18 protein-coding genes are annotated in these 14,299 nt (G+C 69.8%); 8 read left to right on the top strand and 10 right to left on the bottom strand.

Annotated features, from left to right (window positions below; genetic code table 11):
• Positions 1-57 precede the first annotated feature (57 nt).
• From HNR20_RS17605 to HNR20_RS17570, 8 genes are all read right to left on the bottom strand, one after another.
• Entirely contained in the window at positions 58-1,233 is a 1,176-nt protein-coding gene (locus tag HNR20_RS17605; protein WP_184181211.1) for a hypothetical protein, read from the bottom strand.
• Positions 1,234-1,316: 83 nt separating this feature from the next.
• Entirely contained in the window at positions 1,317-2,102 is a 786-nt protein-coding gene (locus tag HNR20_RS17600) for a SigE family RNA polymerase sigma factor (RefSeq protein WP_184181209.1), read from the bottom strand.
• 103 nt (positions 2,103-2,205) lie between these two features.
• Complete coding sequence (locus tag HNR20_RS17595; RefSeq protein ID WP_184181206.1) at positions 2,206-3,081, bottom strand: PH domain-containing protein; 876 nt, start codon at positions 3,079-3,081, stop codon at positions 2,206-2,208.
• A 6-nt stretch (positions 3,082-3,087) separates the two neighbouring features.
• The gene (locus tag HNR20_RS17590) at positions 3,088-3,246 is read right to left on the bottom strand and encodes a hypothetical protein (protein WP_172862153.1); all 159 of its coding nucleotides are present in this window, start codon (positions 3,244-3,246) and stop codon (positions 3,088-3,090) included.
• A gap of 116 nt (positions 3,247-3,362) precedes the next feature.
• Positions 3,363-4,040: a DUF6758 family protein gene (locus tag HNR20_RS17585; RefSeq protein WP_311736873.1), complete on the bottom strand. Its 678-nt coding sequence runs from the start codon at positions 4,038-4,040 to the stop codon at positions 3,363-3,365.
• Positions 4,041-4,119: 79 nt separating this feature from the next.
• The gene (locus HNR20_RS17580) at positions 4,120-4,743 is read right to left on the bottom strand and encodes a TrmH family RNA methyltransferase (RefSeq protein WP_184181202.1); all 624 of its coding nucleotides are present in this window, start codon (positions 4,741-4,743) and stop codon (positions 4,120-4,122) included.
• Between the two features lie 52 nt (positions 4,744-4,795).
• A complete protein-coding gene (locus HNR20_RS17575) occupies positions 4,796-5,332 on the bottom strand; it encodes a hypothetical protein (RefSeq protein ID WP_184181200.1) in 537 nt (178 codons plus the stop codon).
• A 91-nt stretch (positions 5,333-5,423) separates the two neighbouring features.
• Positions 5,424-5,939 carry a MaoC family dehydratase gene (locus tag HNR20_RS17570; RefSeq protein WP_184181198.1) on the bottom strand — a complete coding sequence of 172 codons (516 nt, stop codon included), beginning with the start codon at positions 5,937-5,939 and terminating at the stop codon, positions 5,424-5,426.
• A gap of 548 nt (positions 5,940-6,487) precedes the next feature.
• Here HNR20_RS17570 and trxA point away from each other — a divergent pair.
• The 3 genes from trxA to HNR20_RS17555 all read left to right on the top strand — a co-directional run bounded on the left by trxA (position 6,488) and on the right by HNR20_RS17555 (position 8,401).
• Positions 6,488-6,850 carry a thioredoxin gene (trxA, locus tag HNR20_RS17565; RefSeq protein ID WP_007455291.1) on the top strand — a complete coding sequence of 121 codons (363 nt, stop codon included), beginning with the start codon at positions 6,488-6,490 and terminating at the stop codon, positions 6,848-6,850.
• Between the two features lie 154 nt (positions 6,851-7,004).
• Positions 7,005-7,445: a hypothetical protein gene (locus HNR20_RS17560; protein WP_184181195.1), complete on the top strand. Its 441-nt coding sequence runs from the start codon at positions 7,005-7,007 to the stop codon at positions 7,443-7,445.
• A complete protein-coding gene (locus HNR20_RS17555) occupies positions 7,442-8,401 on the top strand; it encodes an HTTM domain-containing protein (protein ID WP_184181193.1) in 960 nt (319 codons plus the stop codon). Before HNR20_RS17560 ends, HNR20_RS17555 begins: the two co-directional genes overlap by 4 nt.
• Here HNR20_RS17555 and HNR20_RS17550 read toward each other — a convergent pair.
• A complete protein-coding gene (locus tag HNR20_RS17550; protein ID WP_184188607.1) occupies positions 8,365-8,784 on the bottom strand; it encodes a thiol-disulfide oxidoreductase DCC family protein in 420 nt (139 codons plus the stop codon). The two genes, HNR20_RS17555 and HNR20_RS17550, sit on opposite strands and share 37 nt — an antisense overlap.
• Before the next feature lie 93 nt (positions 8,785-8,877).
• Here HNR20_RS17550 and HNR20_RS17545 point away from each other — a divergent pair, with 93 nt between their 5' ends.
• The 5 genes from HNR20_RS17545 to HNR20_RS17525 all read left to right on the top strand — a co-directional run bounded on the left by HNR20_RS17545 (position 8,878) and on the right by HNR20_RS17525 (position 13,074).
• On the top strand, positions 8,878-9,924 hold the full coding sequence (locus HNR20_RS17545; protein ID WP_184181191.1) for an Rv2578c family radical SAM protein: 1,047 nt from the start codon (positions 8,878-8,880) through the stop codon (positions 9,922-9,924).
• A 206-nt stretch (positions 9,925-10,130) separates the two neighbouring features.
• Positions 10,131-10,721: an RNA polymerase sigma factor gene (locus HNR20_RS17540; RefSeq protein WP_184181189.1), complete on the top strand. Its 591-nt coding sequence runs from the start codon at positions 10,131-10,133 to the stop codon at positions 10,719-10,721.
• On the top strand, positions 10,718-11,662 hold the full coding sequence (locus tag HNR20_RS17535; protein WP_184181187.1) for a DUF2092 domain-containing protein: 945 nt from the start codon (positions 10,718-10,720) through the stop codon (positions 11,660-11,662). The genes HNR20_RS17540 and HNR20_RS17535 overlap by 4 nt, the downstream gene beginning before the upstream one ends.
• Positions 11,663-11,754: 92 nt before the next feature.
• A complete protein-coding gene (locus HNR20_RS17530; RefSeq protein ID WP_184181185.1) occupies positions 11,755-12,162 on the top strand; it encodes a CoA-binding protein in 408 nt (135 codons plus the stop codon).
• Between the two features lie 156 nt (positions 12,163-12,318).
• Positions 12,319-13,074 carry a hypothetical protein gene (locus tag HNR20_RS17525; protein ID WP_184181183.1) on the top strand — a complete coding sequence of 252 codons (756 nt, stop codon included), beginning with the start codon at positions 12,319-12,321 and terminating at the stop codon, positions 13,072-13,074.
• Positions 13,075-13,080: 6 nt separating this feature from the next.
• Here HNR20_RS17525 and HNR20_RS17520 read toward each other — a convergent pair whose 3' ends face one another.
• On the bottom strand, positions 13,081-14,277 hold the full coding sequence (locus tag HNR20_RS17520) for an acyl-CoA dehydrogenase family protein (protein ID WP_184188605.1): 1,197 nt from the start codon (positions 14,275-14,277) through the stop codon (positions 13,081-13,083).
• Positions 14,278-14,299: the final 22 nt, after the last annotated feature.

Here is a 14,299-nt window from a genome sequence, read left to right as displayed (position 1 = left end):
CGACGCTACCGAGCGACATCCGAGCCCGGCTCACGGAGGTCAGTTTGACCTCGTGGGTCAGAAGCCGGTCACCAGGACTGGCCGGTCGCCGGCTGGCACACCGGGCACCGGAGCGGGGCTGGCGGGCTTTCCCGCCCGCACCCGGCCGACGTCGACGCGGACCAGGTTGGCGGCGCCGTCGAGGTAGGAGGCGTGGGACTCGTCGCTCCAGACGACCGAGCCAGTCATCGGCGGCCCGGCCGAAACGGCGGTCGTACTCGGCCCGAGCAGCCACAGGTCGACCAGCAGTGCCCGGTTGGCCTTGCCCAACCGCCCGTTCACCAGCAGCCACCGGCCGTCGGCCGAGATCCCGCCGACTCCGTCCTGGCTGAGGTCCGGGCCGCAGCCGGTCTGTGTCGGACTCAGGTGGGTCGGGTCGAGCACGGCCAGGCAGGTCTTGTCCGGGCCGGTCGTGGCGATCTGGCCGACGAGCCGGCCGTCGGGCAGCCTCCCGTAGACGTTAAGGCTCTGCCGGTCGACGGCCTTGGTCATCGCCTGCCCGGCAGCGGGCTGCCAGAGCGTGTGACCGGCGGTGGCCGGGTCGGGTCGGACCAACACGCTGTCACCGACGAAGCGGACGGGTTCCGCGTCTGCGGGCGCCGGGGTGCGGGCCGCCCCGATGAGCTGGGTGCCGACCACCCCTGCCACCAGCAGATCGCTGCCGTCGCGCCAGGCGACCTGGCGGCTGTCTGGTGCCAGGACGATCGGGCCCGCCCCGGCCAGCAGCACCTGCACCAGGCCGTCGTTCTGCACGACCCAGAGGGAGCGACCGGCGGTGGAAGGTGTGCTGACCACCAGCCAACCGTCGCCGTCGGGCAGGAGTTGGGCGCGTTCGGCCGGCCCGACGTCGGACAGCACCAGCCGCCGTCCGTCGGCGCTGACCAACGTTTCGCTCGTGAGCTGGGCCGCGGGCGTTCCAGGCGAGGGTTCGATGCCAGGGACGCTGGCCGTCGGGATCGGCCGGATGGACGGGTCCGGGTCACCGATCACCACGATGGGTGCCCCGTCCCGCCCGGTCTCCGCACCGAGCTGGGCCATGCCGGCGCTGAGCAGCACGGTGACGACCCCCGCGAGGGCGAGGCCGGCCGCGGTGCGCCGACGCCGGATCCGGTTCGCCCGGCGAATGGCCTGGCCCGCCGGGTCGACGCCCAGCGGACGGGCAACGGCGACCTGGCGCGAGAGGGTCTCCCGCACCGCACCTTCGAGCTCGTCAGGCCGCACCTGATATGAACGCCGAGGGCCGTCCGTCAGGTTGTCGGGCTGGCCTGGGAATCCGCTCACTGTTGCTCACCGGAGCCCGTGCCGACGGGCACGGCCGCCGGGGCGGTGGGCAGCACGACCTGCGGGCCGATCGGCCGCGGCGCGGCCGGACGGGGAGTGCCCGAGCGGGGCACGGGCCGGCCAGCCGCCTGCCGTGGTCTGAGTGTCGCGGCACCACCGGTGGCCGGGGCCGGTCCGGCCGGGGCGCCCGAGCCGCCAGGTCGGGCAGCGCCGGCTCCGACCGATTGGCCGGCAGCGCCGGCAGCGACCGACCGATCGGCAGCGCCGGCCGCGGTGGCCAGGTCCGGCGCGTCGGCGCCCATCCTCCGGCGCAGCGTGGCCAGCGCTCGGGACGCCTGGCTCTTCACCGTGCCCGGTGAAATGTCCAGCATCGCGGCGGTCTGCGCCTCGGACATGTCCTCGTAGTAGCGCAGCACCAACACCGCCCGCTGCCGGTGCGGCAACTCCCTGAGGTGCCGCCAGAGCAGGTCACGGTCAAGTTGCTGCTCGATCTCGTCGACACCGGCCCGCTCGGGCAGCACCTCGGTGGGGCGTTCACCGTGCCAGCGTCGCCGCCACCAACTCGTCGACGTGTTGACCATCACACGCCGGGCGTACGGCTCGACGGCCTCGATCCCGCCGAGCCGCTTCCACGCGAGGTAGGTCTTGGTCAGCGCCGTCTGGAGCAGATCCTCGGCCGTGGCCCAGTCCCCGGTGAGCAGATAAGCGGTGCGTAGGAGCGCGGCGGAGCGGGCCGCGACGAACTCGCGGAACTGCTCCTCCAACGTGTCCTTGTTCGCCACCGCCCACCTCCGCGCCCCAGTCGTCCTGGCAGAGTGCCACGTCAGAGGCGTTCCGGTCCATGACGAAAGGTGCGCACTTGCTCCGATGTTCGGTCGAAAACCTTCACGCCCCGTCGTCGGCCTTGGCCTCGTCGGCCTCCTTGCCGAGCCGCGCCTCGACCGCCTGCGGCTCGTACATCTCTTCGACCACACGCAGGTAGAGCTCGTTCGGGTTGGGCAGATTCTTGATCTCGCGGAGCGCCTGCTCCTGGCCGGCGGACTCCAGCACGAACGTGCCGTAGTTGAGCGCTCGGCCGGTCGGCGTCTGCTCGTACTTCATGTCGGTGACCCGGACCAGCGGCATCATCGCCACCTTGCGGGTGACGATGCCGTTGACCACCATGACCCGCTTGTTGGTCAGGATGAAACGGTCATACCACCAGTCGGCGACCTTCCATGCCACCCAGCCCATCACCGCGAACCAGAGCAGCACGGCGATGGTGGTCAACGCGCCCACGGCCTGTCCGGCGAGGAAGCCGGAGAGGTAGCCGAGCACGAAGGTCGCCGCGACGCCGATGAGCAGCGGGTTGGTGAGGTGGATCCAGTGCCGCTTCCACTCGCCCCGGTAGCGCTCGGTGGGGAAGAGATAGCGGGCGACCAGCGAGCTGGGCTCGTCCTCCAGCGGCAGCACCCGCCGAGGAGTCGCACCGGTCGCGTCAGCACGCAACCCGGCCAGCTCGTCCTCGGAGATCTGCGGCTGCTGGTAGCCGGCTTCTGGATCACGGATCCAGGCCCGCCCCGAACGCCCCTGGCCGGCGTAGCCGGGCCCGTCGCCGTAGCCGACGTCGTCCGAAAGGGACGGACCGTCGGACAGGCCGGGACCGGCCCCGTAGCCCGGGCCGTCATCAGGCCCGATCCGCGGGATCGGCTCGGTGTCACGCTCGCGACGTTCCCGGTCGGGGTCGTCCGGGTCGAAGGGTGGACCGGAGGGGCTGCCCATCGGCGGCTAAGCGACGAGGCTGGTGAAGAAGTCGCCGAACCCTTGGGCGATGTCCATGACCCCGCCGCCAAGAGACTTGAACACATCCGCCGCAGAGTTTGGCCGGTAGGCGACGAAGAAGATCAAGAATGCGATTCCGGCCCAGGTGAGGACCTTCTTGACCATGGCGGGCCATCCTCTCGCGCGGCGCCGGGTCCCATTACCGCAGCGGCACCCAGAGTATCAGTTTGGTGTCGTACAGTGAATATCTGCGTCCGCCTTCCGTCAATCCAGGAGAGTCGTCACGCTCTCCCGGACAGGTACGGGGACGGTGCGCCGTACACGAGCTCGGGGGGAGTCCACTCGGTCAGGTCGTGTAACACGACTTCTTCCGCGAGCAGGTGACCCGCACTCGCCGGCCAGGCTATCGCATGGAGCCACATTCCCCGAGCTTCGCCGGCGTACGCGCTTCGATCCGTCGGAGAATTCACCAACCACAGTGGAGTGGGGCGGCCGGCGACCCTGATCCTGGCCTGCCCAACGTGGTCGGGGTGGCCCGGCCCCGGGTCGGTCAGCGCATCGGCCAACTCCGGCCCCGGATCCGGGCCGGCCAGCCCGGCGAGCCGGGTGCCCAGACCGACGCCCGGCTCCTCGGCCACGAAGACCAGATCGGCCGGACCGCCACCCAGGGGCGCCGGGCCCGCGCAGGCCACCGCGGTCGCCCGCACACCGGTCCGCTCGTCCCCGGCGTACGCCACGCCGGTGAGGGTCCAGCCGGGCGGCAGCGGCCACGGGCACCACAACGGGGTCACCGGCGGATCCCCGGTCGCGGTGATCCGCTCCACCACGCTCGCCACGATTTCCGCTCCGATGTGCTCCGGTACGTGCAGGGGCGGCACCGGGCCACAGCGCAGACACCTCGAGTCGGTGTGCATCAGATCCGGCGCCCGTACCGGGCCCCCGCATCTCGGACAACTCACCGCGACACTCACATCCCCACCGTCACCCCGAACCGCCGGTACGTCAAGCCGGAACGTCCGATTCGGCCTCGGGCGTGGTTCAGTCCGGCGGCGCGCCGGCGTGGGTACGAATCCAGGCGTGCATCGCGATGCCGCTGGCCACGCCCGCGTTGATCGACCTCGTGGAGCCGTACTGCGCGATGGAGTAGAGCTGGTCGCACGCGGCGCGGGCCGGCGCGGAGAGTCCAGGCCCCTCCTGGCCGAACAGCAGCACGCAGTCCCGGGGCAGAGCGCCGGTCTCCAGCGGACGCGACCCGGGCAGGTTGTCGATGCCGAACACCGGCAGCCGCTGCTCCGCCGCCCAGGCGACGAACTCCTCGATCGTCTCGTGGTGCCGCACGTGCTGGTAGCGATCGGTCACCATGGCGCCGCGCCGGTTCCACCGGCGTCGTCCGACGATGTGCACCTCGGCGGCGTTGAACGCGTTGGCGTTGCGGACCACCGTGCCGATGTTGAAGTCGTGCTGCCAGTTCTCGATCGCGACGTGGAAGCCGTGCCGGTGCCGGTCCAGGTCGGCGACGATCGCCTCGTGCCGCCAGTAGCGGTAGCGGTCGACGACGTTGCGCCGGTCCCCCTCTGCCAGCAACTGCGGGTCGTAACGAGGGTCGTCCGGTGGGTCCCCCGGCCAGGGGCCCACGCCCACCTCAAGCTGGTCGTCGGTCACGGTCATCAGAGGGTACGGACCGTGCCGGCGCGCATCGCCACGGCCTGCCGGTTCAGACCAGCCCGAGCGCGGCACCGAGTCGGTCCAGGAAGCGCCGGTCCGCCGGGGTGGCCGGCTGGTCAACCCGGCGTCCACCGGGGCCGGGCACCGCGCGACAGACCCGGGCCGCGACCGACTGCACCCACTGGCGGTACGCGGCCGAGTCCGCGGGATCGGCGCGTCGCCCCAGGACCCGACTCGCCGCCCGGCAGGCGGCCAGCAGGTCCACCAGATCGGTGAGCCGTTCGGAGGGCTGCGGGGTGCCGTCGTGGCGGGCGTAGATCGCGGTGACCACCGCGCGGACCAGATCGCTGTCGAAGGCTCGGCCGGCGGCCACGGCGTCCAGGCCGGCCAGACTCGCCAGGACCCCGCGTTCCGGGCGGCCCGGGCCGGAAGCCGCAGCGGCCACGAGGACCCGACCGGGCAGGCTGATGAGCAGGTCCCACTCGGCGGCGGAATAGACAGCGGTGGTCAAGGGTGCGGCTCGGCGGCCGGCAGAGGGTGGCTCTCCGGCGACGGAGTGGCTCATCGGAACCTCCGGCGCCAGCATATGCGCCGAAAACGGGAACAGGGCCCCTTCCCAACAGAACTCGCTGCGGGAAGAGGCCCTGAGTCCGGCGGCGGTCGACCCGCCGCGATGCTCAGCGCGGCTCGGGAAAGCTGGGCCGCTCCGGATCCACCCCGTCCGGTACGGCGCTGGCCGCGTACTCCCGCTTGGGGACCATGACCTTGCGCCGGAAGACGCAGACCATCGTGCCGTCCTGGTTGTAGCCGCGGGTCTCCACCGACACCACGCCCCGGTCCGGCTTCGAGCCGGACTCACGCTTGTCCAGCACGGTGGTCTCGCCGTAGATGGTGTCGCCGTGGAAGGTTGGCGCGACGTGCCGCAGCGACTCGACCTCCAGGTTGGCGATCGCCTTCCCACTCACGTCGGGCACCGACATGCCGAGCAGCAGGGAGTAGATGTAGTTGCCGACCACGACGTTGCGCTTGAACTGACTGGCGGTCGCGGCGTAGTGCGCGTCCATGTGCAGCGGGTGGTGGTTCATGGTGAGCAGGCAGAAGAGGTGGTCGTCGTACTCGGTGACGGTCTTGCCCGGCCAGTGCCGGTAGACCGCGCCGACCTCGAACTCCTCGTAGTAGCGGCCGAACTGCATCCTGGTCCCCTTCGACGGACGGCGATGGAGTTCGGCACAGCATGCCTTACCGGTGGTTAAGGAGACCGACGGGGAGCGACGGCGGCGGAAATGTCACACCGGTCACTCTCCCGGGGGGAGACGCAATGAGCGGCGGGGCCCTCCCCGGCACCCGCCGCCCACGCTCTGATGCCGAGAATTCTGCCCTACGGCAGCGTAGGTTCAACAGAGATCGAGGTCACATTTATCATTTTGTAACACTACTCTCCGTGATGGAGGGAAGGTTGATCAGCGATCTCCGCAGGCCGGATACCTCCTTGTCAAGCCCCAAGTTACCGATTCGTAGCGCTCGATCGGGTGGATCTCTTTGGAAACGCTCCCATCACGGCAGGTCACGCAAGTGCGACGTGCATTTGCGTTCCGCACGTCGGTATGAACAGACGTAGGTCGATGACCCTCGGCACCCCCGAGCAGCCCCAAGCACGTTTCGTGCCCCACCGCCCGGGAATTCGATACGGTCAGCCCTGGTTCTACGGGACGTAGATAAACCGCGGTGATCGGAGAGTGCAATGGCAACCGTTGAGCTGACCTCGACGAACTTCGACGAGGTGACCGGCAACGACGGCATCGTCCTGGTCGACTTCTGGGCCGACTGGTGTGGTCCGTGCAAGCGGTTCGCCCCGGTCTACGAGCGCTCCTCGGAGAAGCACCAGAACATCGTCTTCGGCAAGGTCGACACCGAGGCCCAGCAGGAGCTGGGCGCCAAGTTCGACATCCGGTCGATCCCGACGATCATGGCGATCCGCGACGGCGTCATCGTCTTCGCCCAGCCGGGCGCCCTTCCCGAGTCCGCGCTGGAGAACCTGATCGAGCAGGTCGAGGCGCTGGACATGGACGACGTCCGCAAGCAGCTGGCCGAGCACAACCACTGAGTCGTCTCCACGACGGCATTCGAAGGCCGGGCCCCGATGCGGGCCCGGCCTTCGTCGTCCCCGGGGACGCTCGCATGATCACCTGCCCGGGCAGCCGGAACTGACCATCGGAGGGACCCGACGCAGTCGGTACATCCCGTATCGTCACGACCTGATGGAGAACCTGACCACCCTCGGGCGCGTGACCCGGCTGGGCGCGACCGCAGTCGGTCTCGTCCTGCTGCTGGCCGGCACCTTCTGGGGCAGCGACGACGACTTCCCGTTCGGGCCGTTCCGGATGTACGCCACCTCCAATCCGCCGAACGACCCCGCCCCCGACACCCGCGTCGAGGGAGTGAACAGCACCGGGGACGTGATCGACCTCAACCAGGACGCGACCGGCATCCGCCGGGCCGAGATCGAGGGTCAGCAGGCCCGCTACGCCGCCGACCCGACGCTGCTCACCGAGGTCGCCGACGCGTACGCCGAACGCCACCCCGATGCCGCCGCACTGGTCGAGGTTCGCATCGTCATCCGCTGGCACGGCATCCGCGCCGGCCGGCCGACCGGCCAACACACCGATCAGACGGTCGTTCGCTGGCAGGCCCCACGATGAGCCGCTGGCTGACCGAGGCCGTGCCCCGGGGCCGAGTGGCCGCGTTCCGGACCCTGATCTACCTCTTCGTCGCCGCCGACCTGGTGATCTTCACCCCCTGGGTACGCACCCGGGTCAGCGTGCCCGGCGACCTGTACCAACCACTGTTGATCGGCCGCCTGCTCCCACTGCCGACGCCGACCTCGGCGCTGGTGGCGGTGATCTTCTGGTCGCTGCTGGTGCTCGCGCTCCTCGCCGCGACCGGACGGGCGCCCCGACTGCTCGGCTGGGCGGTCTGCGCGCTGTACCTGGAGTGGATGATCATCGCGATGAGCTACGGGAAGGTCGACCACGACCGATTCGGGCTGCTCGTCGCACTGGCCGTCCTGCCCACCGCCGGTCGAGCCCGCCACGGCGACACCACCCGCACCGAAGCCGGCGGCTGGGCCCTGCGCGTCACCCAGATCGCGGTGATCTGCACGTACTTCCTGGCCGCCTGGGCCAAGCTGCGGTTCGGCGGCCTGGACTGGCTGACCGGCTCGGTCCTGGCCCGCGCGATCATCCGGCGCGGCACCGAGCTGGCGGACCTGATCGCCCACGTGCCGTACCTGCTGATCGTCGCCCAGTTCGGCATCGTGGCCTTCGAGCTGCTCAGCCCCGTGGTCTTCCTACTGCCCGCCCGCTGGCGGCTCGCCATGGTCGGCTTCTTCTACTCGTTCCACGCGGTCACCATCGCGACCATCACGATCTCGTTCGCGCCGCACCTGGCCGCGATGACCAGCTTCCTGCCGCTGGAGCGGGTCCGCCCGCTGGTGTGGGCCCGACGGCTCGCCGGCCGTCCCGCGCCCGACACCTCGGGCAGCACGATCCAGGACACGGCGGGAGCCGGGGCGGCACCAGAGCCGGTCGGGGCCGGTGCGGCACCGGAGCCGCTCGGCGATCAGGCCCCGGCGCTCGGACGACCGGTCGGGCCGTAGAGCCGTTCCCGGGCCTCCTGCGGCAGAGAGCAGGCTGCCGTGCCGCCCGGCAGTCGGTGCCGGTTGCGCGCCACCCAGCGGTACACCGGCCAGGCCGCAGCGCGTACCGGCGGAAACCGCAGGCCGGCACCGGCGACGCGCCAGAGCGGGCCACTCGCGGCGAGCAGCTTCGCGATGGCGTCCGGACCCGCTGCGCGTGAGCCGTCCGCGCCGACCCACTGCACGGCCTCCTCGCACTCGTCGGCCGTGAGGCCGAGCGCGTCCAGGTCGGCGAACTGCCACGGCACCACCCGTGCGGCGGTGGGGATGCGGCTCTCGATGAACTCCGCGCAGCGCGTGCAGAACGCGCAGTCCCCGTCGTAGACGAAGGTCGACGTCTCCATGGTGTCCATCCTCCTCTCCCCGACCACCCGGACGACCACCGGTGTACGGCGGGTCACTTGCGCTCGGCTCGTACACGTGTTCGAATAGTGCCCATGCGCTGGGACAACCTCACCGCTCCCCCGGTTGAGGGAGGCCCCGAGCGGGCAGCGCCAGCGACACCACCCCTGCCGCTGGCGCTGCCCGGCGCCGTCGCCCGCACGTTCGACACCCCCGAGTTCGCCGGGATGACCTTCTATGAGGTCCAGGCCAAGTCCATCCTCAACCGGGTGCCCGGGCAGTCCCGTGTGCCGTTCGAGTGGACCATCAACCCGTACCGGGGCTGTTCTCATGCATGCGTTTACTGTTTCGCGAGAAATACGCATACCTACCTCGACCTCGACGCCGGAGCGGACTTCGACCGAAAGGTGATCGTCAAGGTCAATGCCGGTGAGCTGGTCCGGCGGGAGTTGGCCGCGCCGAGATGGCGGGGCGCACACGTGGCGATGGGCACCAACGTCGACTGTTATCAGCGGGCCGAGGGCCGTTACCGGCTGATGCCGCAGATCATCAGCGCGCTACGGGACTTCGCCAACCCGTTCTCGATTCTCACCAAGGGCACGTTGATCCTGCGGGACCTGCCGCTGCTGCGCGAGGCCGCCGCGGTGACCTCGGTCGGCATCTCCTTCTCGGTGGGGTTCGTCGACGAGCACCTCTGGCGTTCCGTCGAGCCGGGCACGCCACACCCACGCCGCCGGCTCGACGCGGTCCGGGCGCTCACCGACGCCGGCTTCTCGGTCGGCGTGCTGATGGCGCCGATCCTGCCCGGCCTCAGCGACAGCGACGAGTCGATCGACACCACCGTTTCAGCGATCGCCGCCGCCGGCGCCACCAGCGTGACCGCCCTGCCCCTGCACCTGCGTCCCGGCGCTCGGGAGTGGTACGCGCGCTGGCTCGCCCGGGAGTATCCGCACCTCGTGCCCCGCTACCGCGAGCTGTACCGGGCCGGCTCCTATGCACCGCAGGCGTACCAGCGGGAGTTGACCGCGCGGGTGCGGATCGCGGCCCGCCGGCACGGGCTGCACCGCGGCGAGCGGGGCGACAACCGCAACCTGCCCGAGCCGCCGCCACCGTCGGCAGCCGAGCAGCTGACCCTGCTCTAGCCCATGCCTGGGAGGCAGCCCCGATCTGCCTGAGCATTGATCGGTCTCACTCCCTGACCACACGTGGCTGATGACAGGACGTGAACGGGTGCGCGGCCATCACCGTCTGACCGCGGTGATGGGCTGAACATGGACGGGAACCTGGACGGCGGTGGCAGACAAGAACGAGGCATGAAGACACCGTCAAACGAGGAGACCATCGGGACATGCCTGTGACCGAGCGCTCGGACGCGTTCCTGGTTTCCGGCGCACCTGAACTGTTCGGGGAGCTGTTCGAGCGGTACGGCGGTTGGCTGTACGACTTCAGCGCCCGCCGGGTCGGACGGCAACTCGCCGAGGATCTGGTCGCCGAGACGTTCCTGGTCGCGTTCTCGCTACGTGACCGGTACGACACGTCGGTGGTCAACGCGCGCCCATGGTTGTTCGGCATCCTGACCAACCTGCTGCGCAAACATCACCGTGCCGAGGTGCGGTGGCTGCGGGCATTGGAGAAGTCAGGTACGGACCCGCTCGGTGGTTCCGGTCAGCACAACTTCGCTGACCGGGCCAACGAACGGCTCGATGCCAAGGCCGCCACGCAGGCACTGGCCGGTGTGCTCGCCGCGATGCCGCACGACCAGCGCAATCTGCTCCTGCTGCATGTCTGGGCCGGCCTGGACTATCCGGAGTTGGCCTCCGCGCTCGGCCTGGCACCGGGAACCGTCCGGTCCCGCCTCCACCGGGCCAAGGCACGCCTGCGGGTCGCGTTGCCCGCCCACTACGCACCGTCCACCTCTGTGAATGAAGGAAACGCATGAACAACAGTTCCGAACCCGACAACGCAGGCGTCGAACTACTGGTCGCCTTCCGCGAGGACCTGACCGGCGCTCCGCCGGACGCGACCGACCGGATCCGGCACGCGCTCCGCAACGGGTCCATGTACCGGCGCCCGGCCGCGAAACGCTGGTTTCTGCGCCGCCCGGCGATCGCGACCGCGAGCGCCTTCGCTCTGGCCGGTCTCGCCGCCGGTGGTGTCGCACTGAGCACGGTTGACTACAGCACCGGGCAACCGTTCGGGGCCTCCACCAGCTCGACTGACAGGTCTCGCCCGTTGCAGATGCGCGACGTCGCCTACGTCAGCGCGCAAACCCGGGCCGCACTGGACGACGCGGACAAGTACGTCATGAAGGTGCACGACGCCTACGAGGGCGGCTCGTACGACACCTGGACGGACAAGCAGACCGGGCGTTACCGGGTCGACATGTATCAGGCCGACGGCAGCCCGAACTCCTCGCTGATGACGACCGTCGCCGACGGAAAACTGAGCAGTATCCAGGTCAACCACCTCGACCGGACGTACTTCGAAGACACCGGTTCGCCGGAGGACGCGACAGGCGAAGTCATCGTTCCGAACGACCCGGCGAGCATCAGGGCCTGGCTCGACAAGGGAGACCTGGAGATCGTGGGCCATGAACAGGTGGGCGGACACGACACGGTGCACCTGCGGTTGAAGGCGGCAACGGCCACCTACACCGTGGAACTCTGGGTGGACGCAGCCTCGTTCCTGCCCTACAAGGCTGTCGCCGACAAGAGCGGACAGGTGACCGACAAGGCAGAGGTCAGCACCTTCGAGTGGCTGCCCCGCACGGACGAGAACCTGAGCCACTTCGACCTCACGCCGCCGGCCGGCTACACGAAGAGCGGCGCTGGCAAAACCACCAAGGGCGACGTGAAGGCCACCGCACCTGCCCACCCCTAGCCATCCCCGCGCGGCAACCGACGAACGGTCTTGGATTGCCGACCCGGATCTTCGCGTGACATCTGACGCGAGGTCAGCGCTACAGTCGGCGGGTGCGTACCGCTCAGCAGATCCTCGCCGACTCCGCCGTGATCGCCGTCGTGGGAGCGTCCCGCGACCCGTTCAAGGCCGCGCACGGCGTCCCGCTGCAGATGCAGCAGTACGGCTGGCGCATCATCCCGGTCAACCCGACGGTCGACGAACTGTTCGGGGAACGGGCGTACAAGACGCTCGCTGACATCCCGCACCCGGTCGACCTGGTGGACGTGTTCCGGCCGGCGGCCGACGCCGTGCAGGTGGTCCGGGACGCGGCAGCAATCGGGGCCCCGGCGGTCTGGCTGCAGTTGGGCATCGTCTCGGCCGAGGCGCGGAAAATCGCCGAGGAGGCCGGCATGGACTACGTCGAAGACCGCTGCCTGATCGTCGAACGCGCCGCCGCCAACCTGACCCGCCTCCCCTAACCCGCCCGACCCCGCCCCACCGGGCCGGGGTCGGGTCGGGGTCGGGTCGGGTCGATCATGGAGTTGTGGTGCCAGATTCGCGGATACTTGCCGCATCTATCCACCACCACAACTCCATGATCGACCTGATGGGGGCGGGGGCCGTACGGTTTGGTGGTGTCTTTTGGGCGGCTGCGCCGCGTGGCTTCGGTGAGTGACGGGCTGTGGCCCCGCCGGTTCCTGGCGCTTGCGGTCGCGGGGGTGGTGGCAGGGGTGACTGCCGGGGGTCTGCTCCGGGTGCCTCAGGTCGATTCCTTCACGGTGAGCCTGGCTGTGTGGCTGACCATCGGCGTTCGCTGGTTGACCGGACGATGGTGGCCACGGCGGGACGGCAATCTCCACTGGCGGGAGCGGGTCGCCGGCCTGGACACGGTCGAACCCGGGCTGGTGGCACGCCGGTCGCTCGCCGGCTGGGTCGACCTGGCGGCGGAGCTGTTCATGCTGACCGTGATCGGGGCGGCTCTACTGGCCAGCCTGCCCCAGCAGGGCCGATGGGTCGACATCGTCCGCCCGGTGCTCGCCGTCGGGGTCGCGGCATGGCTCGGTCGGGCGGCCTACGACGAGTCGCGGTTCACCGGCCGGCTCGCGTTGACTCCCAGTGCGATCCGGCACGGTCGCAAGGTCCTGGACTGGACGAACATCGACCGGGTCGTTCCGCACCGGCGCGACGCCCGGGTGAACGGCGTACGGCTGCGGCCGGCGGTCTGGCGGTCGCTGCAGCCCGCCCCGGTGGTTGGCGGGCGGGACACGTCGGTGCCGGAGGACCGGCTCATCGCCGCGATCGAGGAGTACCGGAACCGTCCGGCGGACCTGGCCAGGGAGCCGGCGTGGCCGGCCCGGTCGGACAACGAGCACCGGGAGACGAGCAACTGACGCGGGTCAGAGCTTGTACTCCTTGAGCAGGCCGCGGGAGATGATGGTCTTCTGGATCTCCGAGGTGCCCTCGCCGATGAGCAGGAACGGGGCCTCCCGCATCAGCCTCTCGATCTCGTACTCCTTGGAGTAGCCGTAGCCGCCGTGGATGCGGAACGCCTCCTGGACGACCTCGGCGCAGTACTCGGAGGCGAGCAGCTTGGCCATTCCGGCCTCGACGTCGTTGCGCTGGCCGGCATCCTTGAGGCGTGCGGCGTTGACCATGAGGGCGTGCGCGGCCTCGATCTTCGTGCCCATCTCGGCGAGCTTGAAGGCGATCGCCTGATGCTTGGCGAGCGGCTGGCCGAACGTCTTGCGCTGCTGGGCGTAGCTGACCGCCAACTCGAAGGCGCGGATGGAGATGCCGCAGGCGCGGGCGGCAACGTTGACCCGGCCCACCTCGATACCGTCCATCATCTGGTAGAAGCCCTGGCCCAGTTTGTCGGCACCACCGAGGATCGCCGAGTCGGGCACGGTGACGCCGTCGAGGATCATCTCGGTGGTCTCGACGCCCTTGTAACCCATCTTGTCGATCTTGCCGGGGATGGTGAGGCCGGGCGCGGTCTCGCCGAAGCCCGGCTCCTTCTCTAGGAGGAAGGTGCTCATGTTGCCGTACACCGAGTCGGCGCCGGTGTCGGTCTTGACCAGGGTGGCCACCACCGAGGAGTACGCCCCGTTGGTCAGCCACATCTTCTGCCCGTTGAGCACGTAGCGGTCGCCGTCGCGGACGGCCCGGGACTTGATGGCAGCGACGTCGGAGCCGGTCTCGGGCTCGGACATGGAGAATGCGCCCCGCACCTCGCCGGTGGCCATCTTCGGTAGCAGGCGGGCCTTCTGCTCGGCGGAGCCGTGCTGGGAGATCAGGTACGCCACGATGAAGTGGGTGTTGACGATGCCGGAGATCGACATCCAGCCCCGGGACAGCTGCTCGACCACGAGCGCGTAGGTGAGCAGTGACTCGCCGAGCCCGCCGTGCTCCTCGTCGATGGTGAGGCCGAACAGCCCCATCTCGCGCATGCCGTCGAGGATGTCGGTGGGGTACTCGTCGGCGTGCTCCAGCCGCTGGGCGTGCGGAATGATCTCCTTGTCGGCGAACTCCCGAACGGTCTCCAGGATCGACCGTTGCACATCGGTCAGGCCGGGCGTCTGGGCGAGTCGGGCCATCTCAGCCTCCGGGGATCCGCGC

Source organism: Micromonospora parathelypteridis (genome assembly GCF_014201145.1).
In the GTDB taxonomy this organism is placed as follows: Bacteria; Actinomycetota; Actinomycetes; order Mycobacteriales; family Micromonosporaceae; genus Micromonospora; species Micromonospora parathelypteridis.
Note: the sequence above shows the minus strand (reverse complement) of the source record. Positions and strands in the feature narration are given on the sequence as shown.